At 71.7% G+C, this 23032-nt stretch carries 18 protein-coding genes; 7 read left to right on the forward strand and 11 right to left on the reverse strand.

Annotated features, from left to right (window positions below; translation table 11 throughout):
• The first annotated feature begins 67 nt into the window (after positions 1-67).
• Together ABIA38_RS41105 and ABIA38_RS41110 are read left to right on the forward strand one after the other, a co-directional pair.
• The gene (locus ABIA38_RS41105; RefSeq protein ID WP_424644108.1) at positions 68-1057 is read left to right on the forward strand and encodes an ATP-binding cassette domain-containing protein; all 990 of its coding nucleotides are present in this window, start codon (positions 68-70) and stop codon (positions 1055-1057) included.
• Between the two features lie 97 nt (positions 1058-1154).
• Complete coding sequence (locus ABIA38_RS41110; protein ID WP_424644109.1) at positions 1155-1997, forward strand: ABC transporter permease; 843 nt, start codon at positions 1155-1157, stop codon at positions 1995-1997.
• A 42-nt stretch (positions 1998-2039) separates the two neighbouring features.
• Here the strand turns inward: ABIA38_RS41110 and ABIA38_RS41115 are convergent, their stop codons facing one another.
• The 3 genes from ABIA38_RS41115 to ABIA38_RS41125 form a co-directional block, all read right to left on the reverse strand.
• Positions 2040-5243: a BTAD domain-containing putative transcriptional regulator gene (locus ABIA38_RS41115; RefSeq protein WP_424644110.1), complete on the reverse strand. Its 3204-nt coding sequence runs from the start codon at positions 5241-5243 to the stop codon at positions 2040-2042.
• A 276-nt stretch (positions 5244-5519) separates the two neighbouring features.
• Positions 5520-5789: a DUF397 domain-containing protein gene (locus ABIA38_RS41120; protein ID WP_424644111.1), complete on the reverse strand. Its 270-nt coding sequence runs from the start codon at positions 5787-5789 to the stop codon at positions 5520-5522.
• Positions 5786-6655, reverse strand: a complete 870-nt coding sequence (locus tag ABIA38_RS41125) for a helix-turn-helix domain-containing protein (protein ID WP_424644112.1) — start codon at positions 6653-6655, stop codon at positions 5786-5788. Before ABIA38_RS41125 ends, ABIA38_RS41120 begins: the two co-directional genes overlap by 4 nt.
• A gap of 259 nt (positions 6656-6914) precedes the next feature.
• Here ABIA38_RS41125 and ABIA38_RS41130 point away from each other — a divergent pair, with 259 nt between their 5' ends.
• Entirely contained in the window at positions 6915-7331 is a 417-nt protein-coding gene (locus tag ABIA38_RS41130) for an ATP-binding protein (protein WP_424644113.1), read from the forward strand.
• 7 nt (positions 7332-7338) lie between these two features.
• Here ABIA38_RS41130 and ABIA38_RS41135 read toward each other — a convergent pair whose 3' ends face one another.
• The gene (locus tag ABIA38_RS41135) at positions 7339-8244 is read right to left on the reverse strand and encodes an alpha/beta hydrolase (RefSeq protein WP_424644114.1); all 906 of its coding nucleotides are present in this window, start codon (positions 8242-8244) and stop codon (positions 7339-7341) included.
• Between the two features lie 491 nt (positions 8245-8735).
• On the opposite strand from ABIA38_RS41135, the gene ABIA38_RS41140 reads away from it, so the two are divergent.
• Positions 8736-10271 carry a PQQ-binding-like beta-propeller repeat protein gene (locus ABIA38_RS41140; protein ID WP_424644115.1) on the forward strand — a complete coding sequence of 512 codons (1536 nt, stop codon included), beginning with the start codon at positions 8736-8738 and terminating at the stop codon, positions 10269-10271.
• A gap of 468 nt (positions 10272-10739) precedes the next feature.
• On the opposite strand, the gene ABIA38_RS41145 is transcribed toward ABIA38_RS41140, so the two are convergent.
• The 3 genes from ABIA38_RS41145 to ABIA38_RS41155 all read right to left on the reverse strand — a co-directional run bounded on the left by ABIA38_RS41145 (position 10740) and on the right by ABIA38_RS41155 (position 15367).
• Positions 10740-11429: an urease accessory protein UreF gene (locus ABIA38_RS41145; protein ID WP_424644116.1), complete on the reverse strand. Its 690-nt coding sequence runs from the start codon at positions 11427-11429 to the stop codon at positions 10740-10742.
• Between the two features lie 460 nt (positions 11430-11889).
• A complete protein-coding gene (locus ABIA38_RS41150; protein ID WP_424644117.1) occupies positions 11890-13224 on the reverse strand; it encodes an acyltransferase family protein in 1335 nt (444 codons plus the stop codon).
• A 133-nt stretch (positions 13225-13357) separates the two neighbouring features.
• Entirely contained in the window at positions 13358-15367 is a 2010-nt protein-coding gene (locus ABIA38_RS41155) for a prolyl oligopeptidase family serine peptidase (protein ID WP_424644118.1), read from the reverse strand.
• Positions 15368-15462: 95 nt separating this feature from the next.
• Between ABIA38_RS41155 and arfB the strand changes: the two genes are divergently transcribed.
• On the forward strand, positions 15463-15885 hold the full coding sequence (gene arfB / locus ABIA38_RS41160) for an alternative ribosome rescue aminoacyl-tRNA hydrolase ArfB (RefSeq protein ID WP_424644119.1): 423 nt from the start codon (positions 15463-15465) through the stop codon (positions 15883-15885).
• A 286-nt stretch (positions 15886-16171) separates the two neighbouring features.
• Complete coding sequence (locus tag ABIA38_RS41165) at positions 16172-16681, forward strand: ATP-binding protein (RefSeq protein ID WP_424644120.1); 510 nt, start codon at positions 16172-16174, stop codon at positions 16679-16681.
• 20 nt (positions 16682-16701) lie between these two features.
• Here the strand turns inward: ABIA38_RS41165 and ABIA38_RS41170 are convergent, their stop codons facing one another.
• Positions 16702-17883, reverse strand: coding sequence for an acyl-CoA dehydrogenase family protein (locus ABIA38_RS41170; protein WP_424644121.1), 1182 nt, complete (start codon positions 17881-17883; stop codon positions 16702-16704).
• A 77-nt stretch (positions 17884-17960) separates the two neighbouring features.
• On the opposite strand from ABIA38_RS41170, the gene yidD reads away from it, so the two are divergent.
• The gene (gene yidD, locus ABIA38_RS41175) at positions 17961-18677 is read left to right on the forward strand and encodes a membrane protein insertion efficiency factor YidD (protein WP_424644122.1); all 717 of its coding nucleotides are present in this window, start codon (positions 17961-17963) and stop codon (positions 18675-18677) included.
• A 599-nt stretch (positions 18678-19276) separates the two neighbouring features.
• Here yidD and rsgA read toward each other — a convergent pair.
• The 3 genes from rsgA to ABIA38_RS41190 form a co-directional block, all read right to left on the reverse strand.
• Positions 19277-20374 carry a ribosome small subunit-dependent GTPase A gene (gene rsgA / locus ABIA38_RS41180; protein WP_424644123.1) on the reverse strand — a complete coding sequence of 366 codons (1098 nt, stop codon included), beginning with the start codon at positions 20372-20374 and terminating at the stop codon, positions 19277-19279.
• A 237-nt stretch (positions 20375-20611) separates the two neighbouring features.
• A complete protein-coding gene (locus ABIA38_RS41185) occupies positions 20612-21982 on the reverse strand; it encodes a YihY/virulence factor BrkB family protein (RefSeq protein ID WP_424644124.1) in 1371 nt (456 codons plus the stop codon).
• A 111-nt stretch (positions 21983-22093) separates the two neighbouring features.
• Entirely contained in the window at positions 22094-22615 is a 522-nt protein-coding gene (locus ABIA38_RS41190; RefSeq protein WP_424644125.1) for a MarR family winged helix-turn-helix transcriptional regulator, read from the reverse strand.
• Positions 22616-23032 lie beyond the last annotated feature (417 nt).

The raw sequence follows: 23032 nt of genomic DNA on the forward strand, positions 1-23032 counted from the left end.
CACCGGTCGAACACCGGGCGCGCAACTCGTGGCACACGTACGACGGACATCCGACGGGGAGCAACCCATGACATACGCGATCGAGACCGAGGGCCTGGTCAAGCGATACGGCGCGACCACCGCGCTGGCCGGCGTCGACCTGCGGGCCGAGCCGGGCACCGTACTGGGTCTGCTGGGTCCCAACGGCGCGGGCAAGACCACGATGGTGCGCGTGCTGGCCACCTTGATCAAGCCGGACGCGGGCATCGCCCGGGTGGGCGGCTTCGACACGGTCCGCCAGGCGCAGGACGTGCGCCGGCAGATCGGGCTGACCGGCCAGTACGCGTCGGTGGACGAGGAGATGACCGGTTTCGAGAATCTGCTCCTGCTCGGCCGGCTGCTCGACCTGCCGCGGGCCCAGGCCAAGGCGCGGGCCCGGGAACTGTTGGCCCGATTCGATCTGACCGAGGCCGGCGGGCGCACCCCGGACACCTACTCGGGCGGGATGCGCCGCCGGCTGGACCTGGCCGCCTCGCTGGTCGGCCGGCCGGCGTTCCTGTACCTGGACGAGCCCACCACGGGCCTGGACCCGCGCAGCCGGGGCGACGTGTGGCAGATGTTGCGCGAACTGGTCCGCGACGAGGGCGTGACCGTGCTGCTCACCACGCAGTATCTGGACGAGGCCGATCAACTCGCGAGCGACATCGTGGTGATCGACCACGGCTCGGTGATCGCCAGTGGCACCTCCGACCAGCTCAAGGGCCAGGTCGGCGGGCAGAGTCTGGAGATCCGCCCGGCCGATCCGACCCGGCTGGCCGACGCGGTCGCGCTGCTGCGCGAACTCACCGGCCGCGAGCCGATCCTGGAGAGCGAGCGCGGGCAGATCACCGTGCCGGTCGCCGACGAGGACCTGCTTCCGGTGGTGGTCCGCCGGCTCGACGAGGCGGGCATCCGGGCCACCGAGTTCGCCCTGCGGTTGCCCAGCCTGGACGAGGTGTTCCTGACCCTGACCGGGCACCGCAGCCAGGACGCGGCCGAGCGCGACGACGGGCCGGCCGACGACAAGCGGGCCGCGTGACACGCCCCGCGGACCACTACGGCACCCGGGTCATGCCCGTGCTCGCCCTTGTCCTGCTCACCATTTCCCGCCTGGCCCACGCCTTTGGAGCCTCCCGATGACCACCACCACCGTCCGCCCGTCCGAGCACACCTCCGCGCCGGGCCCCGACCGGGTCGCGCCCGCGGCGCGCGGGAGCGATCCCGGCGCCCTGGTCCGCCACACCCTCACCCTGACCTGGCGCAGCCTGGTGAAGTTGAAGAAGCAGAGCGAGCAACTGATCGATCTGACTTTGCAACCGATCCTGTTCATCGTGATGTTCGTCTACCTCTTCGGTGGCGCGATCGAGGGCAGCACGCACGAGTATCTCCAGTTCGTCCTGCCCGGGATCCTGGTGCAGACCGTGGTGTTCGCGTCGGTGGGCACCGGTGTCGGACTGTGCACCGACATGTCCACGGGGGTGTTCGACCGCTTCCGCAGCCTGCCGATCTCGCGGATCGCGCCGCTGGCGGGCACCGTGCTCGGCGATGTGCTGCGTTTCCTGGTGGCGATCGCGTCGGTGTTCATCTTCGGCACGATCATCGGCTTCCGGTTCCACACCAACGTGTTCGCGGTGGCCGCGGCGGTCGGCCTGGTGCTGGTCTTCGCCTTCGCGTTCTGTTGGGTGGTGGCGCTGCTCGGGGTGACGATGAAGCAGCCGCGCAGTGTGCAGGGCGTCTCGTTCCTGATGATGTTTCCGCTGACCTTCGGCTCGAACCTGTTCGCCAAGACCTCGACCCTGCCGGGCTGGTTGCAGGCGTGGGTCAAGGTCAATCCGATCACCGAGGTCACCAACGCCTCGCGCGGGTTGCTCACCGGGGGTCCGGTGGCCCAGCACGCCACCGTGGCGCTGCTGTGGGCGCTGGGCCTGATGCTGGTGTTCATCCCGCTGACGCTACGTCAGTACAACCGCCGGGTCTGACCCATCGACCACCGTCCATCCCGCGCCCGCCGTCCGACCCGCTCACCGGGTCGGGCCGGCGGGCAAGTGCGCGCCGATCAGCGCGAGCGCCTCCGCCCGGCCGAGCGCTGCGCCGACCGCCTCCGCGCGGGCGAACTCCTCGGCGCCCAGGTGTGCTTCGAGTTCCCGGGCGACCCGGTCGGCGTCCACGTCGCCGAAGTCGGGGTGGCCGCGCACCATGTGCGCCGCGCCGAGCAGGATCGCGCCGCGCTCGTACTCGCCGGTGGCCTCGGCCAACGCCGCGAAGCCCTGGAAGCAGGCGGCCAGCACCGGCATGTCCTGGCTGTCAAGGGCGTGCGGGAGCGCCTGCGCCAAGGCGGCGCGCGCGGCCCGCGGGTCACCGAGTCCGCAGGCCACGTGGGCCCGCCCGACGTGCAGCGTGGACAGCAACTGCGGGGGCATCAGCCGGGTCTGCGGCAATGCCACCAGGGCCCGCGCGTAGTACCGCTCGGCCTCGGCCAAGTCCCCGACCAGGCGTGCGAGTTCGGCTTGACCCAGCTCGATGAGCAGGTCGGCGAGGGAGGTGCCGTGCGGGTCGGCCCGGCGGGCGATGCCCGCGATCGCCTCGCGGGCCTGCTCGATGTCGCCGGCCCGGGCGTGGATCATCCCGCGGCGGACCAACAGTTGCGGGATCTCGTCCTCGGCCCCCAACTCGTTCAGCAACACGAGCGCCTCGTCGACGGCGGCCAGCGCGCCGGGATAGTCCGCGGTGAACATCAGCAGTTCGGCCAGACCCGCGATAGCCGACCCGCGGCCCCAGCGATCGCCCATCGCGGCGAACCGGTCCCGCGCGTCGGTGAGGTAGTGCACCGCGTCCTCGGGGTGACCGAGGTTGACCGCGAAGTGCCCGCGCATCAGCCGCACCAGCGCCTGGGTCCACGGGTCGCCGAGCGTGTCGGCCGCCACCAGCGCGTCGGCCAGGGCCCGATGGTCGCCACGCATCACCGCGGTCAACATGGCCATGAAGATCGGCAGTTCCGGTATCTCGGCAAAGTCCTCCCGGCGGATGATCAGCCGGGCCCGGGCGAAGGCCCGCAGGGCGGCGGTGCGCTCCCCCGCCGAGAACGCGTGCAGCGCGTGGAAGGTGAGCGAGCCGGCGAGCCGGTCCTGCGGCACGGGGCCGGGCAGCGCGAGGCCCTCGTTGCCCCACGCGTACGCCTCGCCGTGGTTGCCGGTCATCGCCCAGAACCAGGACAGCGCGTCGATCAGCCGGATCGCGGTGTCCGCGTCCTCGTGGTCGACCGCGTGCCGCAGCACCACCGCGAGGTTGTCGTGCTCCATGGTCAACACGGTGATCGCGTCGATCTGGCCGGGCCCGCGCAGCCGGGCGCCGGCCGCCTCGGCGAAGGTGGTGAACCAGCGCACGTGCCGGGCCGTGGTCGCCGCGTGCTCGCCCGCCTCGGCCAGCTGCTCGCTCGCGTAGGCCTGGATCGTCTCCAGGAGCCGGTAGCGCGTCTCGGTCGTGCCCACCACCTCCACCAGCGACTTGTCCACCAGTCCGGCGAGCAGGTCGAGCACGTCGGCGGCGGCGAAGTCGCCGTCCGGCAACACCGCTTCGGCGGCCTCCAGGGTGGTGCCCCCGGCGAACACCGAGAGCCGGCGCAGCGCCGCCCGCTCCCGGTCCTCCAGCAGGTCCCAGCTCCATTCGACCACCGCACGCAGCGTCTGGTGCCTGGGCAGCGCGGTCCGGCTGCCTCCGGTCAGCAGCCGAAACCGGTCGTCGAGCCGGGAGGCGATCTGTGCGGGGGTGAGCGAGCGGGTGCGGGCGGCGGCGAGTTCGATGGCCAGCGGTTGTCCGTCCAGGCGCCGGCAGATCTCGCCGACCGCGCCGATCGTGGCGTCGTCGATCACCAGGCCCGGGCGCACCGCGCGGGCCCGATCGGCGAACAGCCGCACCGCCGCGTAGTCGAGCGCGTTCGCGGCGCGTGTGCCGACCGGTGGCAGGGCCAGCGGGCCGAGCGGACACAACATCTCGCCGTCGATGCCGAGCGGTTCGCGGCTGGTGGTCAGGATGCGCAGGGTGGGGGTGCGCACGAGCAGCCGACCGGCGAAGGCCGCGGCCGAGGCGATCAGGTGTTCGCAGTTGTCCAGGATCAACACGCTCGGCCGGCCGGCGAGCAGGTCCACGATCCGCTCGACCACATCGCGCCCGGAGGCGGGCAGATGCGAGTCGAGCACGCCCACCTCGCGCCGGCCGAGCGCGCCGAGCACGGCCTGCGGCACGTCCAACGGGTCCAGGACCGGGGCCAGTTCGACGAACCAGACGCCGCCGTCGACGCCCTGCCCGCGGGCCGCCAGTCGGGCGCCGGCCTCGGTGCTCAGTCGGGTCTTGCCCGCGCCGCCCGGGCCCACCACGGTGACCAGGCGCGATTCGCCCAGGAGCCGGCCGACCCGGTCCACCTCGTCCTCGCGGCCGACGAACGTGGTCAACCGGGAGGGCAGGTTGCCCGGGGTCGAGCGGGGGGCGACCGGCGGCGCGGCGGCGACCGTGGGCGCCGGCGCGGGCCGGGCGGTCGGGGTCGCCGGGCCCGCCTCGCCGCCGCGCAGCACCGCGAGATAGGCCGCCTCCAGGTCGGGCGAGGGGTCGATGCCCAGCTCGTCCGCGAGCCGCTCGCGCAGGTGTTGATACAACGTCAGCGCGTCCGCCCGGCGGCCCTCCTCGTGCAGCGTGCGGATCAGCAGGCCGTACAGCCGCTCGCGCAGCGGGTGTTCGCGGGTCAACTGCTCCAGCTCGGCGGCCAGCCCCTGGCTGCGGCCCAGTGCCAGCAGTGCCTGGGCCCGGTCCTCGATCGCGCCCAGCCGCTGTTCGGCCAGGCGCGCGGCGGGGCCGAGCGCGAACGGCGCGTCGGCGGCGTCGGCCAGCGCCGGTCCCCGCCACAGCGCGAGCGCGCGGTCCAGCGTCTCGGCGGCGCCGGCCGGGTCACGTTCGTCGAGTTGCCGGCGCCCGCGGACCGCCAGGGCGGCGAACTCGTGCGCGTCCACGTCCTCGGGGCACACGCCGAGCCGGTAGCCGGCCGGGCCCGAGTCGAGCGCGGCGGGCAGTTGCCGGCGCAGCCGCGAGATCAGCGACTGCAGCGCGTTGCCCGCCCCGGCGGGTGGCTCGTCGCCCCACACGGCGGCGATCAGCCGGTCGGCGGAGACCGGCCGGCCGGGGTCCAGGGCGAGGCGGATCAGCAGCGCGCGCAGGCGCGCGCCGCCGATCGTCACGGATCGACCGTCGTCGTCCCACGCTTGGAGCGGGCCAAGCACCGAGATGTGCACCCCACCACTCTTCCATCCCGGCGCGCCGCCGGAGCGGGCCGGACGGTCGGACACGGGATGTGGTGAGGGCTCGGCGACGGAGAGTTGCGTCTTGGGAGCGCCCCGGGGCACGGGAACCCGGGACGATCATCTGGAGAATTCACTCTTTCGTGGGATTAATTCCCACCCGTGGGAGTGAGGAACACGAACAATCAACCGTTCGGTATCGGCGCCGAACCCGGTTCAGGCGCCGATGTCACCGATAAAGGTCTGCCACGCACCGGCTTCCAGAGCGAGCACGGGACCGGCCGCGACCTTCGAGTCGCGAACCAGAACCGCACTCGCGACGGGAGCGGTCTCGACGCAATTGCTGGTCGCACCACTGTAGGTGCTCCGCCGCCAAGCGTAACCAGTTCCGGCGCCCTGACCTGCGACTTTCCCGTCGAAGTGGGAATCCGCAGTGATACTCCGGGAATCGAATGGGAAACTCGAACCCTGCTTTGCGTTGCTCAAGACAATTCCTTTGCTGTGAGCTCGATCATGGACAAGGATTCCCCGTAGGACAGCGCCGACGCGCGGATGTCCTCAAACATGCGCTCATAGACACTGACGTGTTCGGGTTCCTCCAGATAGAGGCTACTCGTATGCGTGTCGAGGACGACCACATCCAGATCGGAAAGCGCGGGGAATCCGATGATCGCGAATGAACCCTCGATCGCGGGGTGTGCGCCCGCGGAGAACGGAAGAATCTGAATTCGCACATGCGGTCGGGCCGAAGCGGCCATCAAATGTTCCAACTGGGCCCGCATCGTCTCGCGGCCACCGACCACGGTGCGCAGCACCGACTCCGAGATCACCACGCTGAGCCGAAACGTGTACTCGCCCTGCGAGCCGACCCGGTCCAGCACCTCCTGCCGCTCCTGACGCACCCGCACCAGCATGTCCACCTGGTCCGGCGGCATGTCCTCGCGGACCGCCGCGATCACCGCGCGGACGTAGTCCGGCGTCTGCAACAGGCCCGGAATGAGCGAGAGTTCGAATCCGCGCATCCCGGAGGACTCGGCCTCCAGGCTGAGCAGTTCGGCGTAGGAGCTGGGCAGGATCGACGAATAGCTGTGCCACCAGCCGCGCTTCTTGGCCTCGCGGGCCAGCGTGAGCAGCGAGTCGCGCTCACGTTCGTCCGCGACCTGGTAGAGGTCCAGGAGAATGCGCAGATCCACCGGCCGCACTCCGCTGCGCCCCAATTCGATCCGACTGACCTTGGAATCCGAGCACTCCAGGCGTACGGCGACGTCCTCGAGACTCAGGCCGCGTACTTCGCGCAGCCGGCGCAGCTCGGCCCCGAGCCTGCGCTGGCGAACGGTCGGATTGGGCGCCATGGCCACGCCGCACCTCCACTTACACGCTGTTCACGCACCGAACCGGAACGTCGGCGCGTCCGATCGGGGGACAGTGTGCCCTACTGCGGGTGGAAGTGTGGCGACTACCGAAAACTTCCCGACGATCCAAGAGTGGGAGTTGCACACTCGTTGTCGACCGGGCACGCTCCATGCCGGGCATGACTTAATGTTGTCCACGGGTCGCTCTGGGTGCATACCCGGGTCCGGGCGACCCCCTGCCGCACGTCCGGAGGTCGACATGCCGGTGATGGCGGAGGACGTCCGTCACTATTGCGTTCAGCTCGCCGCCTCGGCGCCCGCGGTGGGCCGGGCCCGCCGCACCACCGGCAAGGTCCTGCACGACTGGGGACTGGCCGAACTGGTGGACGTGGCCGAGGTGTTGCTGACCGAATTGCTGACCAACGTCCTCGTGCACGTCGGGCCCGGGGCCTGGCACGCGCTGACCCTGCTGCACGACGGGGCGCTGCTGCGGGTGGAGGTGCGCGACTCGTCGCCGCGGATGCCGATCGCCCGGATCGGCGACTGGGACGAGGAGTCGGGCCGGGGGTTGCGGATGATCGACGGCCTGGCGCACGGCTGGGGCGCCGACCGGCTCCCGCCCGGCAAGGTGGTGTGGTTCACCCTGCCCGACCGACCGTGGCCGACCGGGTCCTGAGGCGCGGCTACGGCCCCTGGCCGATCAGGCACTCCTCGGCGAAGGAGAGGATGCGCAGGTGATAGGCGCGCGCGGCGTGGTGCAGGCTGATGTTGTGGCCGACGCCGCGCTGCGTGTGCGTCTCCACCCGAGCCGCCCCGGCGAGCAACTCCGGGACCTCGGCCAGGATTTCCGGCCCGGCCGGATGGGAGCGTTCGAACTCGGCGACGGTCCAGTGCACCGGCGCCGACACCCGCGCGAGCACCCCCGGCAGGGTCCGCGGGCTCTCCCGTACGTCGACGAACTCGGCCATCGGCACCGGCGCGACCACCCGTCCCGCCCGGGTGAGCAGCGCCGGATCGTAGGATCCGGGCGGCCCGAAGAAGGTGTCCGGGGCGGCGCCGCCGGTCGAGGGCACGAAGTCGCCGTCGGTGGGGACGGCGGCGAACTCGGCGAGCCGGTCCGCGGTGTACCGCAGCGGCACGCCGCCGACCGCGAGCCCCAGCAGGTCCCGGCCACGCTTGTCGGCGGCCATCCGCAGCGCCAGGATCGCGCCCATCGAGTGCGCCGCGACGAACACCGGCGGCCGGCCGGATCCCTCGGACGGGTCGCCCGACAGGTCGGCCTGCGCGTCGAGCAGCGCGAACAACGTGTCCGCCTGCGCGGCCAACCCCTGCCGCTCCCGGGCCAGTCCCGCGGATGCCCCGTAGCCGGGTCGGTCGATCGCCAGCACGGTCCAGCCGAGCGCCGCGCCGAGCAGCAGGAGTGAGTCCTCGGCGGCACTGTCGCGATGCCAGTAGGCCGCGCGCGAACCGCCGCCGTGGATCGCGAGCAGCAGGCCGCGAACGGGCACGCCGGGCGCGGGGCGGGCGAGCAGACCCGACAGGGTCGTGTCCGCGATGTCATGGGCAACGTTCTCGACCCGGCCGGGCATGGTGCTGACCTCCACGTGCGATTGCCCACTGATCAGACCACATCGACGCGCGGGACATCGACGGGGGATCGGCTCGACACGCAACGGCGACGACTCGCCGGCGGCGGCTCGAGGCCGAGGAGCGGTCGGTGGTCGGGCCCGGCGGAGGGCGGCTCGCGGGCGGGTTATGATCGTCCTGCTCGCGAAACGCTGTGCGGTTCGCGAAGGAGGCGCCTTTGGCCGGGCGCCTCCTTTTCTTTTGCCCGGTTCCGTCGCCTGTTTCCGTTGCCCGGTTTCGTTGCCGGGTTCCGTCGCCGGGTTCGTTGCCCGTTCCACGGCGGCCCTCCGCCCCTTTCGCCCCTGCCGCCTCGGGCGGCCAGGCGTCCGCGTCGTGTCGTGTCGTGTCGAAGAACCGTTTCCGGATCGTTTTTCCGGGCTCTACCCGTGCCACCGCGCAGGCCCTACTCTGCTCTCCGGCAAGCACGTCGACAGGTCCCGGAGGGGCGTGGGCGATGCCCGGGGTGCGGACGCTCGGTGAGGTGCTCGACCACGACGGCCCGCTCGCGGCGGGGCCGCTGCGCGAGGTCGCGGCGGGGATCGCGGACGCCTTGGCCCGGGTGCACGCGATCGGTCTCGTGCACGGGCGGCTGGGTCCGGACCAGGTGCTGCTCACCCCGTACGGCCCCCGGGTGATCGGCTTCGCGGGCCGCTCCGACGCGGACGGCGGCGGCGATCCCTCGGCGGACGTGTACGCGTTCGCCGTGCTGATCACCCTCGCCGGCGGCGGCACCGCGTCCGCCGAACTGGACCCGCTGCTGCGCCGTTGCCTCGACCCCGATCCCGGCCGGCGGCCGACGGCGGCGGACCTGGACCGGGTACTCACCCCCCGGCCCGCCGTGTTGGTCCCGCCGCCCGCCCTGGTCGACGAGCCCGCCGACACACCGCAAGAGGCCCGCGCGCAGGACCCGCCGACCGGACGCGGGCCGACCCGACGGCGGCTGTTCGTCGCGGGCGGCCTGGCGCTGGCCGCGGCGACCGTGACCTCGGCCGGGGTCGCGTTCGCCCGGCTCGTCGACGACGGGCCGCGCCGGCCGAAGACCCGGTGGCGGCGCGCGGTGGACGGGCGGGTGACCACCCTTCAGGTGTTCGACAACGTCGCCTACTGCACGACCACGGACAACGTGGTGATGGCGCTCGGTACGGAGACCGGCGTCGCGTTGTGGACCGCGCGCACCGAATCGATGGTGTGGGCCGATCCCGTGGTCTCCGGGACCGCCGTGTTCGTGGCCTGTGTGGCCGGGCAGATCAGCGCGCTCGACCCGGGCAGCGGCGAACGCCAGTGGCAGCAGTACGCCGGCGATCAGATCCTCGGCGCGCCGGTGCTCTACGGCTCGTCCCTGGTGGTCGGCACCCGGGACAACCGGGTCGTGGGCATCGACATGGCACAGGGCGCGCATCGCTGGCAGTGGACCGATTCGGTGGCGCACGGCGGGGTGATGCCGGCTCCGGTGGCGACCGGTGGCGACTTCCTCTACCTGACCTACAACGACGGCACGGTGAGCGCGATCCGGGAGAATCTGCCGCTGCCGAACTGGAGCATCCACCTCACCGGACCGATCACCCGTCCCCCACGCGTGATCCGCGATCTGGTCTACGTGGTCACCGGGTTCACCCTGGTCGCGCTGAACATCGCGAACGGCGAGATCCGCTGGCGCTTCCAGGGCACCCCGGACATGACCGCGCCGGTGGTGGCGGAGAACCTCGTCTACACGACCGATGTCGGCACGTTGTACGCGCTCGACGCGCAAACCGGCGCGGAGCGTTGGCGGCAGACCACCGGCGCGCGGGTGCCCAGTCCGGTGGCACTGGTGGGCGGTACGGCGTACGCGGGCGGCACCGACGTCTTGCACGCCTTCGACCCGCTCACCGGCAGACGCCGCTGGACCCACCCCCTCCCGACCTACCTGACCGCGGCTCCGGCGGGCGGCGCGGGCGGCGTCCTGCTGCTGGGCACGGCCGGTTCGGAACTGATCGCCCTGGAAACCTGACCCGCCACCGCACGGGGCGCCGCGGGCCCGGATCCGCTCCGCCGGCGCAGCACCGCGCGCCGGCCACCGGTACGTCCCAGCGGGTCGCCATTGTCGCCACAGGGTTTGCCGGCGCACCCCAGGCCCAGCATCTCCCGGGCGAACAGCCGTGCGCCCGACGCCGGTTCGGCCCACGCACGGCGGTATGGAAAGTGGCCCGCGCAACAACCACGACCGACCCCGGTAACCGGTCGAGCGCACCACCCTCGGCGATCGGCGGATCCACCCACTGCCGGGCCGACGTACCGTCACCGGTCAGGACCACCGCGGCGGCAGCCCGGCACGGACATCTCACGCGGCACCAACGGCACACACCCGCGCGGCGCGGTCGACACCGAGCGGCCGTGCGCGACTCCGGTGCGAACCACGGCAGTTCCCCGCCACCCCACCACCGCCACGCGAACCCGCACCACCGTCGCCGGGGCGTGGTCAAGACGCGAAGTGGACGACGTCCTCGTGGACGCGCAGTTCGGCGCACACGTCCAGGCCCGCCGAGGACCAGCACGGCAGCCGGTCCCAGTCGCCGTCGGCGCACACGGTGCGGGCCGCGTCGGCGGCCTCCTCGGCCACCTGATCGCAGTGCCCGGCCATCTCGGCGAGCACCACGGTCACCGAGATCGGGTCGAGGGAGAGCAGTTTCACCGCCGCCGACGCGGGACCGTTGACCACATTGGTGGCGGCCAGCACGCCGGCTTCGCGCGCGTCCAACCGCGCCCGCGTGGCCGCCGCGCCGAGCACGATCGCGTGGTGCGGGGACACCCCGAGCGCGGCCCACGGCTCGGTCGGCCAGGCCGCCTTGACCACCCGGCGCAACGACCGGCCCTGGGCCCGCGAGGCGGCCCGCGCGGGCGCGGACGCGGTCCTGGCGTCGAGTTCGGCGTCCAGTTCGGCCCACGGCCCGTGTTCGGGCAGCGTGTACGGACCCGCGGTCAGCGCCGCGACGGCGGCGAACGCCGCCTGTACCGCGCCGGTGGAGTACAGCTTGCCGAGCAGGAACTCGGTGAGCGTGTCGAGGTCGTGCACCTCGCCGCGCAACACGGCGCTCTCCAGACCGCCCGAGTGGGCGTAACCGCCGGCCGGCAGCCGGGAGTCGCCGAGGAGCAGAAGTCCAGCACCCATGAGTACCACCCCATTACTGGTCGTAACGTGTCGATGTCGGTCCTGGCCGGTCACCGCAGTCACAGTTCTACATCCTGACGGTAAGTCAGCTTTCCCTGACCCTCCGTCAATAAGCAAGCGGGCGCAATCAGAACAGAAAATAACCTGGCCCCATCGACAAACTTCCGACCGACACCACGACCACCCTCCCGCCACCCACACACCGAGAACATCCCGAGATCGACCTCGACGTCCGGTATGACGCCCTCGAACGACACAGCCGACTCGCCCGGCCCTCGACCATCGGCCCCACCGTCCCGTTGCCGTCGAAGCCTGACCCCCACGTGTTTCCCCGCGAATCGAGGTATGTCAACGCGACGTATCCAAACCCTCACGCTCACCGACGTCCCGTGAGCGGGTGAACGAGGCGGACCCTGAAGCCTGTTGCGGACGCCCACCCGCCGGGCGTCCGCAACAGGCTTCAACGCGGAATCGGATCGGACGCCTCGCGCATGCTCTTGAGGGACTTGTCGAAGCCCCGCTTCATGATCCGACCGAGTGGACGCTCGACCAGACGATGCAACAACCACGCCACGGTCAGCGCGGCAACCAGGGCCACACCGATGGCCGTGCGGTCCCCCAGCCCTCGGTCACGCAACCAGTGGATCAGCGTCCAGCCGGCTTCCTGATGAATCAGGTAGAGGGGGTAGGTCAGCGCCCCGAACACCGCCAGGCCCTTCCAGCGGACCCAGTCGAAGCACCCCAGCGCCACCGCGATGACCACCGCGTAGGCCAGGGTGATGGCCACCGACACCGCCGCCGTCGACATCGGGTGTCCGACCGCGTCGTCGTAGACCTTCTTCAGGCCGGGCACGTCGGCCATCGCCATCAGCCAGGTAAAGCCGACCATGGCCCACAACAACAGATTCGGCCCGAAGCGATGCATCAGATAAATCGTTACTCCTGCGACGAAGTACGGTGCCTGACGCATCATGGCGAGCTCTTCCACGATCGGAGCCCCGCTGCCGCTCGCAAGCATCGCCACGACCAACCAGATTCCGCAGAAGGCGAGCACTCGGCGGTAGGTCAGCCCCATCGCCACCACGATCGCGAACAACAGATAGAACTGCAGTTCCAGCCACAACGTCCAATAGACGCCGTCCACGTCCTTGACGCCGAGCCTGCCCTCGAACATGGTGAGATTCACCAGCACGGTCCTGAGGTCGATACCGTCGCGCGCCGCCGGCCGGCCCAGCCGCGGGGCGAAGTGCAACACCGTGGCGGTGAGCAGGATGGCCGCCCAGAACGCCGGGTACAGACGCACTACCCGGGAGACCACGAAGTCGCCGGCGTGCCGCCCCCAGGAACTCATGCAGATCACAAAGCCGCTGATGATGAAGAACAGTTCCACACCGAGCCAGCCGAACTGGGTGACCCGGGCAATGTTCGGAATGAGGTGCTGCGGGGTTCGGCCGTCCCAAATCTGCGGAACGCCGGCATCCGCGGTCCAGTGGAACGAGAGTACGGCCAGGGCGGCGAACAACCGAAGCACGTCGAGCGCGTACAAGCGGGTGCGACCGGCGTGGCGGGCAGCGGCAACCGGGGCCTCGGAGTCGGGCCGGGACTCGTGAGCCGAAGGAGCCGATGAGGGCTTTTCGACGGACGGCGCTTCGGGCAAGGTCGTCATGATCGGCTTTCTCGAGGATGGGTTGTCGCCGGTCGCGCGACCGACCGGATTCGAGCCGACGCTATCCGTGGTGAACCGCCCGAAACCTGTCGGGCGGTCGCCCGCCGAGCCCGAGGATCCGGTTCTCATCGGCGAGTCGGCGAACAGAGGGTATCGACCCACTCCGCATCGCCGAAGACCGCCCGGCGCGCGACACGACGACGCGGCGCCCCTCCCGAAGCTTTCGGGCGGGACGCCGCGGGTCGGACGCTTCGGATAGGGGTCAGAAGCCCCCGCCCGGTGGGGTTTCGATGGGGTCGGCCGGGGTGAAGGTGAAGACCTTTCCGTAGAACCAGAGTTCGGCCTCCAATGCGCGGATGATGTTCTCCGCGCGTCGGAAGCCGTGTTGCTCGCCCTCGAAGGTCAGGTAGACGTACGGGAGTTGCTTCTCCTTCAGGGCCGCCACGAGCAGCTCGGCCTGGGCCGGCGGGACCACCTCGTCCTCCAGGCCCTGGAAGACCGCGAGCGGGCTGGACAGGTGCTCGGTGTGGTTGATCGGCGACCTGGCCCGGTAGACCGCCTCGGCCTCGGGGTAGGGGCCGACCAGGCGGTCCAGGTAGCGGGATTCGAACTTGTGCGTGTGTTGCGCGAGCGCGGCGATGTCGGCGACGCCGTAGTGGCTGGCGCCGGCGGTGAACACGTCGTTGCCCACCAGCGCGGCCAGGGTGGTGTACCCGCCCGCCGAACCGCCGCGGATCGCCAGCTTGGTGCCGTCCACCACACCGGTGTCGGCCAGGTGCCGGGCCACCGCCGTGCAGTCCTCGACGTCGACGATGCCCCACGAGTCGTAGAGCAGGTTGCGGTACTCCCGGCCGTAACCGGTGCTGCCGCCGTAGTTGACGTCGGCGACCGCGAAGCCCCGGCTGGTCCAGTATTGGGTCCGCAGGCTGAGCACCGCCGGTGCCTGTGCGGTCGGCCCGCCGTGAATGGACACGATCAGCGGCGGCAACTCGCCCTCGGGGGCGCATACGTCCGGGTTCCTGGGCAGATACAGCAGCGCATGCGCGGTACGACCGGCCGCGGACTCGAACTCGATCGCCCGCGGCGGGCTGAACCACCGCTCGTCGAAGCCGAAGTCCCGTGCCGGGCGCAGCCGTTCGATCTGCAACGCGGTCGCGCCGGCGGGCGCCAGGCGGACCCGACGCGGCGCGTCCTCGTCGTCCGGCCCACCGCCGATCAGCAGCACCCCACCGGGCACCGCGGCCGGTCCGGACAGCCAGGTCAGCCCGGTCTCCACCCGGGCCGGCGGCTGCTCGGGGCGGGTCGGATCGACGATGCCCAGGTGGATGAAGCCGCCGGTGTTGACCGAGCAGGCGATCCGGCCGTCGTCGAGGAAGGTGTAGAAGCGCTCGCCGAAGACCCACTGCGGGCCGCCGATCTCCGCCTCGATCGGCGCGACCGCCTCCACCTGGCCACCCGCGCCGACCCGGTACAGGTTCCACCACCCGGTGCGGTCCGAGCCGAACCACAGCGCGCCGTCGGGCCCCCACTCGGGCTGGACCACCGACTCGCGCCCGCCGCCCGCGACCGCCTGCGCGCCGGTCGGGCGCGGCCCCGCCTCGATCGCGGCGACCATCAACTCGGCCGCGTCCCACGGCATGTCCGGGTGCGACCACTGGGTCCAGGCCAGCGCCGAGCCGTCCGCGGCGGGGCGCGGCGAGGAGACGAAGTCCGGCCCGGTGACCAGGACCACCTCGTCGCCCGACCCGTCCAGGGGCAGCGCGACGATCTCGTTGACCGCCTCCCCGTGCGCCTTGACCGCGGCCGGCTCATGGCTCTCGCGCACCGCGACCAGCCACTGCCCCGCCCCCCACTGCCCGGCCGGCACGATCGTCGCGTCGGCGTAGCGCAGGCCCGCCTCGACCTGCGGCTCGGCGCTGATCGCGACCGGCGCCGGGTCGTCGGGGGCGAGCCGATACAGCCGCTGATCCGTCCAGTTCGCGAACACCAATACGCCGGCCCGCACCGTCCAGGCGGCCCCGCCGTACTCGTGCACCCGGGTGCGCGCCGAGAAGCCCTCGGGCAGCACGTCCTGCGGCGGGCCGCCCGGCCGCAGCCGGACCAGTTGGATCCGCCCGCCCTCCGCCGGCCGGGCCTCCGACCACCACACCTCGTCCCCGTCGGCCCGGATCCCGCCGGGACTGGCGGCCCCCTCCACGAGCCGCTCGGCCGTGATCGGCGAGGGCCAGGAACCGTGGGTGTGGGTCTCTTCCGTGTTCATGTCGGCACTCATCCCACGATCCTCGCCGCCCGGCGCCGGGAAAGCATCCGGCAAGACCCTCGAAAACCGGGTCGACCCGGGCCGGTCCGACGCGGGATCATGTGCGTATGACGACAGATCTCGACATTCGCGGCGTGCTGATACCCGCCGCCGAGCTGTCGTGGCGGTTCTCCCGTTCCTCCGGACCCGGCGGGCAGTCGGTGAACACCACGGACAGCCGCGCCGAGGTGTCCTTCGACCTGGGCGCCAGCACGGTGTTGCCCGACGTGCTCAAGGAACGCGCGCTGCGCCGACTGGAGGGGCGTCTGGTCGACGGCGTGCTCACCGTGGCCTCCTCCGAACAGCGCTCCCAGCTGATGAACCGGCAGAGCGCGGCCCGCCGACTGGCCGACATCCTGGTCGAGGCGACCGCACCGCCCCCGCCGCCCCGACGACCCACCAAGCCCACGCGGGGGATGCGCGAGCGGCGGCTGCGCAACAAGCACCATCGTGGTGAGATCAAACGACTGCGCCGCTCGACCGGCGACTGATTCGGGGTCCGAACCGGGTCCTAAGCGGACGCAAAGTCGAGATGAAGTGTCACCTACCGAAGCATTACGGATCACACCCGGAAAACCGCACCGTAATCGGGACGCGTCGTCGCACACTGCGAACGCCGACCGGTGCCGTGGCCGGGACGTTCACCGACCACGGCGCCGACTCGGCGAACCGCAGTGTGAACGAAGCGAAGGACTCCGGGATGCCCTCCCCCGCACGCGCACCACAACCGCCCCGACCGCCGATCGTCCTGGTCGCGTATCGCTCGTCGAGTCATCCGTGACCGCCGTCGGGCGGGCCCGGGCCCGCGCTCGACACGAGCCGCGCGGCTCGACGGAGCACCACCACGACCCCGACCCCGACCCCGAACACCGGTCCGGCCCGGTGTTCGTACGCTGGACGATCGCGCCCACGGTCGCCGGCGTCCCCGAGGTCCGACACCGGCTGCGCGACCTGTTACGCGGCTGGGGGGTGGCCGGGGAGCTCGAGGACACGCTGCTCCTGGTCGCCACCGAACTGACCTCCAACGCGGTCCGGCACGCTGCGATCCACACCGAGCGGATCCGGATCACCGCCGCGCGCGACGGCGCCGAGATCCGGTTGGAGGTCGCCGACGGCCACCCGTTCCGCCCGCACGCGCTGCTCGAGACCGGACCGGACGCGGAGGACGGACGGGGGCTGATGATCGTGAAGTTGATGGTGGCCGAACTCGGCGGCCGGATCGACGTGTTGGCCAACGGCGCGGGCAAGACCATCCGGATCGTCGTGCACGAACAGGCCCCGGCATAGTCGCGCGCGCGGTGGCCGAGTCAGCGGAAGGCGTCCAGTCCGGTCAGCGCCTTGCCGATCACCAGCGTGTGCATCTCGGAGGTGCCCTCGTAGGTCAGCACCGACTCCAGGTTGTTCATGTGTCGGATCACCGGATATTCCAGCGAGATGCCGTTCGCGCCCAGGATGGTACGCGCGGTACGGGCGATCTCGATCGCCTCGCGGACGTTGTTGAGCTTGCCGAAGCTGATCTGTTCCGGCCGTACCGTACCCGCGTCCTTGCGCCGCCCCAGATGCAGGGCGAGCAGGTGCGCCTTGCCGATCTCCACCGCCATGTCGGTGAGTTTGGCCTGGGTCAACTGGAAGCCGGCGATCGGCCGGCCGAACTGCTCGCGCGTCTTCGCATAGTCGAGCGCGGCCTCGAAACAGGCCCGCGCCGCGCCGACCGAGCCCCAGACGATGCCGTACCGGGCCTCGCTCAGACACGTCAGCGGCCCGCGCATGCCCACCACGTCGGGCAGCACGGCGTCGGCCGGCAGGCGTACCTCGTCCAGGGTCAACTCGCTGGTGATCGACGCGCGCAGGGACATCTTGTGCTTGATGTCCGTCGCCGCGAAGCCGGGGGTGTCGGTGGGCACCACGAAGCCGCGCACCCCCTCGTCGGCGCGCGCCCAGATCACCGCGACGTCGGCCACCGAGCCGTTGGTGATCCACATCTTGCGGCCGTTCAGCACCCAGTCGGCGCCGTCCCGCTTGGCGTGGGTACGCATGGACGCGGGGTCCGAGCCGTGGTCGGGCTCGGTCAGGCCGTAGCAGCCGAGCGCCTCGCCGGCGGCGAGCCGCGGCAGCCAGGTCAGCCGCTGTTCCTCGCTGCCGAACCGATGGATGGCGTACATCGCCAGCGACCCCTGCACCGACACCAGCGAGCGCAACCCCGAGTCGCACGCCTCCAGTTCCAGACAGGCCAGCCCGTACTGCACGGCGCTGGTCCCGGCACAGCCATAACCCTCCAGGGTCATCCCGAGCACCCCGATCCCACCCAGCCCGCGGGCCACCTCGCGCACCGCCGGCAACTCGCCGCGCTCGAACCAGTCGGCCACGTACGGCGTGACGTGATCGGCGCAGAACCGGCGCACGCTCTCCCGAATCGCCTTGTCCTCGGGCTCCAGCAGATCGTCGATGCCCAGCGGATCGGCCGGATCGAACGCGGGTGCCTTGGCCATGCGGTTGCCTCCTGTACGGGAACGAGCCCCCGATAGATTCCCCCGAACATAGATCCGCAATACGGGGGAGCACCACCATGACGCTGCCACCACCCGACCCGGCACCGAGCGACGACGGACGTCGCCGACTCGAGCAGGAGCTCGAGCAGGAAGAGGAAGAACGCCGCCGCCGCAACGAACACCGCGACGGTTTGGCCGACGTCGCAGGCGAGGCCCTCACCGAAGCAGCCGCGAGCGGCGACGCGGCCGGCGGCGTGTTCTCCGGTAGCGGGTCGGGCGGCGGGGCCGGCAACGGGGGCGGCAGCGGACGCAGTTGGTCCGGCAGCGCAAGCGGCGGCAAGCACGACGCCGGCGGCCTGATCCCCGGAGGCGGAAGCGGCGGATCCGGTGGGTCCGGCGGCTCCATCGGCAGCGGGCGCACCTCCGGCGGCGACGGATGTTGCCTGGGCGGAGGCGGCGGTCACAGCAGCGGCTGCGACCTCTGCCTGATCAGCCTGTTCTCGCTGCGCCTCGCCCGAATCGCGCTGACCGGCCTGCTCCGCCCGCGCGGCGGTTCGCCCGCCGGACGCCTCGGCGCCGCGGTCGACCGCTACCGCACCGAGATCAGCCCGCAGACCCCACCGTGCTGCACCTTCACGCCGACCTGCTCGACCTACGCCAAAAAGGCACTGCACCGACACGGCGCAATCCGCGGCACCTACCTGACCACCCGCCGCCTACTCCGCTGCCGCCCGGGCCACGGCGGCCACGACCCGGTACCACCCACCCACCCCACAAACCGACGCCGCCCCTGACCGCCACGCAAACACGGGCACAGCCCACCGGTCACCGGCACAGCCACCCGCCCGCAGGCGCAGCCCACCGGTCGCAGGTGCAGACGACACCCGTAGGCCCGGCCGCGCAGGTCGCAGGCGCAACCACCCACCCGCAGACGCGAGTCCGGACAGTCGCAGGCGAGAGAACGACCCACGAGCGCCGGCCCCCGCCTGCGACCGGAGGGACCGGCACCCTGCCGTGGCCGCGGGCCCGGACGGTCGCAGGCACCCGCCGGCGCGGGCACCGGGCACACCGGTCGCAGGCACCCGCCCGCAGGCGCAAGCGCAGGCACCGACCCGCAGGCACGGCCAACCGGTCGCAGGCACCCGCCCGCAGGCGAGCCCGGGCCCTCGCAGGCGCGGGCACTCGCCCGTACGCAGGCACCGCCCCGCAGGCACGAGCCCGAACGGTCGCAGGCGCACGTGCACCCGCAGGCGGGCCCGGCCGCGAGCACGCGCCGGCACCCACCCGCAGGCCCGGGCATCAGCGCCGGCTCACCGGTCGCAGGCGCGCCCGCCCGCACCCGCATCCGCCGGCAGGCGCCGGCACCGGCGCAGGCGCGCCCGCGACCGATCGCTCACTTCTTGGGTGAGGGTGAGCGGCGCATCTCCTTGTGCAGCACCTTCCATTGGCGGGCGCGCTCGGCGCGCAGTCGGTGGTCCTCGCGGGAGGCCATCCACCTCGCCTCGCGCAGCAGCTTGCGGTAGCTGTCCAGGCGGCGCTGCGGCAGGTCGCCCGCCTCGATCGCGGCGAGCACCGCGCAGCCGGGCTCACTGTCGTGCGTGCAGTCGGTGAACCGGCAGTCGGCGACGAGCGCGTCGATGTCCGCGAAGGTGCGGTCCAGGCCGTCGCCGACGTCGTACATGCCGACCCCGCGCATCCCCGGAGTGTCCACGAGCACGCCGCCGTTGGGCAGCGCCACCAGTTCGCGCCACGTGGTGGTGTGCCGGCCCTTGCCGTCGCCGCGCACCGCCTGAACCGAGGTCACCTCGGCGCCCGCGAGCGCGTTGGTCAGGGTCGACTTGCCCGCGCCGGAGGTGCCGATCAGCGCGACGGTTTGCCCGGCGGTGTAGGCGTCGAGTACGTCCAGGCCCGCGCCGGTATGCGCACTGACCACCAGTACGTCCACGCCCATCGCCACCGCCTCGACGTCGGCGCGCAGTTCCTCGGCGTCGGTCGCGAGGTCGGCCTTGGTGAGCACGACCAGCGGCCGGGCGCCGCTCTCCCACGCGAGCGTGAGCAGCCGCTCCAGGCGGCCCAGGTCCGGTGCGACGTCCAACGGGACGACCGCGCCGATCAGATCGACGTTGACCGCGAGCACCTGGCCCGCCGAGCGCCCGGACGCCTGCGAGCGCACCAGCGCGGTGCGCCGGGTCAACAGGGCCGCGACGAACGCCTCGCGCCCGTCGTCGGGAAACTCCAGCGCGGCCCAGTCGCCGGTGCAGGGCAGTTCGCCGCCGCCGTGCGCGGCCCGCACGGTGCCGTCGGCGGTGACCACCTCGCACAACGAACGATCCACCCGGGCGATCCGCCCGGGCACCAGGCCGTGCCCGCGGTAGGGGGTGAACTCGCCGTCCCGCTCGGCGTCCCAGCCATAGGCGGCCAGGACGTCGGCGGACGACGACGAGGAAGAGAAGGAGGAAGAAGAGGAATCGTGGTGCTGCTGGGAAGACAAGCCGGTGGCCCTTCGAGGGGCGGATCCGCCGACCTGCGCGCCGTCACGACGAACGACGTGGCGCGGCTACGCGGTGCGGATCCGAGAGGTGGAGAGGGGGAATGAGGTCCAGCCCATCCGGGCGACCGTCATCGAGGTCGTGGTCACGACATCCACCTCCCACCTTTTCCATGCGGCCTGCGCCGCGCCCTCCGGCTTCATGTGACCCGCGCAGGACCACCCGGAAATGTTAGGCCATCACGGCCGGTCGCGTCGAGCGTGTTCCTGCTCGCCGGCCACCGGCCGACTCGGCCGCGGCGGCCACGCGGTGTCGTCGAGGGGCAGCCCCGGCAACTCCTGGCCGGCCGGCATGTGCAGGCTCGGCGGTTGCCCGTTGGTGGGCGGCGGCCCCGGTGGGCGCGGCGGACGCGACGGCATCCGAGCGGGTGTCTCGCCGGTGCGACGCGCGCCGTTGGCCCGGCCGTTGACCGCCCCGGTGTCGCCGCGCTTGGCATCGCGCGCGTGGATCGCCCAGCGCTCCGGGAACTCGGACGGCGGCTCGGCGATGTCCGGGAGTTCGCCGTGGATGACGGTGTCCTCCATCGGGTCGTGCTCGCCCGACGCGGGCGTCCAGTCGCCGGGGTTGCCGCGGTGCCGACCCGAGCGCAGGTGCTCCATGGCCGCGGCGATCTCCTCGGCGGCCTTCTCCTTGTCCCGCTCCGCGCGCGCCTGCGCGGTCTCCTGGCTCGGCCAGACCTGGTCGATCGCGGCGTTGACGGCGGCGCCGATCAATACGGCCATGGCCGCGAAGTACATCCACACCATGACCGCGACCGGCGCCGCGAGCGAGCCGTAGACGGTGGGCCCGTCGATGGTGGTGGCGAGGTAGACGCGCAGCAGGAAGCTGCCGAGGATGCACAGCAGGAGCGCGACCAGCGCGCCGGGTATGTCCTCGCGCCACGGCGTCCGCACCGGTACCGACACGTGGTAGAGCGAGGTCAGGAAGCACACCGAAAGCACCACCAGGACCGGCCAGTACAGGATGTGCACCGTCCCGGCGAAGTGCGGGAAGGCCTTGACCACCAGTTCGGGCCCGGCCACCAGGAGCGGGATCAGGAACATCCCGAGCAGCAGCCCGACCACGTAGAGGGTGAAGGACAACAACCGGGTGCGCACGATGCCGCGCTTGCCGGAGAGGCCGTACATGATCGTGATGGTGTCGACGTAGACGTTGAGCGCGCGCGAGCCGGACCACAGCGCGATCAGGAAGCCGGCCGAGATGATGTCCGCGCGGCCGGAGTCGAAGACGTCGTTGACGAGCGGGACCACCACCTGCTCGGTGCTCTTGTCCGAGAGCACCGAGGCGGCGGCCTTGACGATGTCCGCCTTGAGGTCGTTGACGGTGCTGCCGCCGATCATGCCGTGCAGATAGCCGACGGTGCCGGCCAGGCCGAGCAGCAGCGGCGGCAGCGACAGCAGCATGAAGAAGCCGGCCTCGGCGGCCAGGCCGGTCACCCGGTGGTTGAAGCAGGAGATCACCGTCTCGCGGAGTATCCGCCACAGTGCGCTCCGCAACCGGATGCGACCGGCCCCTCGCAGGCGAGGTCGTTGTTGGTAGTCCGCTGCCACCCCTTTAAGGTATCCGGCCGAGAGCCTGGCATTCGCCAAGTCGCCGTCCGGGTGATTCCGGTCCTCGTTCGGGTGCTGCTTCAACCCGATTCGCCCGGCGGTCCGCGCTGGTCAGCGGCTCGACATCAGCGCGCCGGAGAGCCGGCTGAGCACCCGGGCGGCGGTCCGCAGTTCCTCGGCCGGCAGATCGGCGAACGCGCTCTCCCAACTCTCCCGGAACAGCGCGTCGAGCCGGTACAACTCGCGCCGTCCGGCCGGGGTCAGCCGAGCCACCGAGCCGCCCCGCCCACGCCCGGCGCGCACCGCCTCGACCAGCCCCTCGCGCCCGTGTACCGCGAGCAGGTCGCGCACGGCGGGCGCGGTGAGCCCGAGTACCCGGGCCAACCGCTCGTTGTCCAGGTCCAACTCGTCGGCGAGCGCCGCGAGCAGTCGATACCTTGTACCGTCGGCATCGACGTCGATCGGCCCCTCCGGGCCGGCGCGGTCGGCGCGGATCGCGGAGAGGAAGCCGTTGACGGCGTATCGCAGGGTCTCGACCGCTTCCTCGCGACGAGGCTCCGGCGGTTCGGGGCTGGGGGCGGCGCAGACCGAGCGCGTTCTGCGCGGAGGCGCGCCCAGAACCTCGCCTGGCATACCCATCAGCTCCTCGTCCACTGTGGTGCGTGGGCCGCGTTCCGTCCGGGGGAACGGAATCCGACCACCCGTACCGTAACCAACCGCGACGACGATCCATGCCGCGGTCGACGGCGAAGATCAGTTCATCTCACAATGTGGGCAAGCATGTTCGACATGTGGGATGGCCGTTCGTATCCCGGACACCGATGGACGGCTTTCCGGCACCATGTCAATCTTTGCGACATGTCTCGCGCCGGTATTGCTCTCGTAGGTCGACTCCACGTCGACCTCGGACGCATGTCCAGCGCCGTCTGTTCGCCGGCTTGACGACCCGCCCGTAGCACCTGCCTGCCGGGCGCGCGGTCGCACCGGCACCACGACTCTCCCGGCCGGTCCGGCGAGGGTGCGGCCGGATGCCCCCCGTGCGTCCCCCAC

This window comes from Embleya sp. AB8 (genome assembly GCF_049739465.1).
Lineage (GTDB): Bacteria > Actinomycetota > Actinomycetes > Streptomycetales > Streptomycetaceae > Embleya.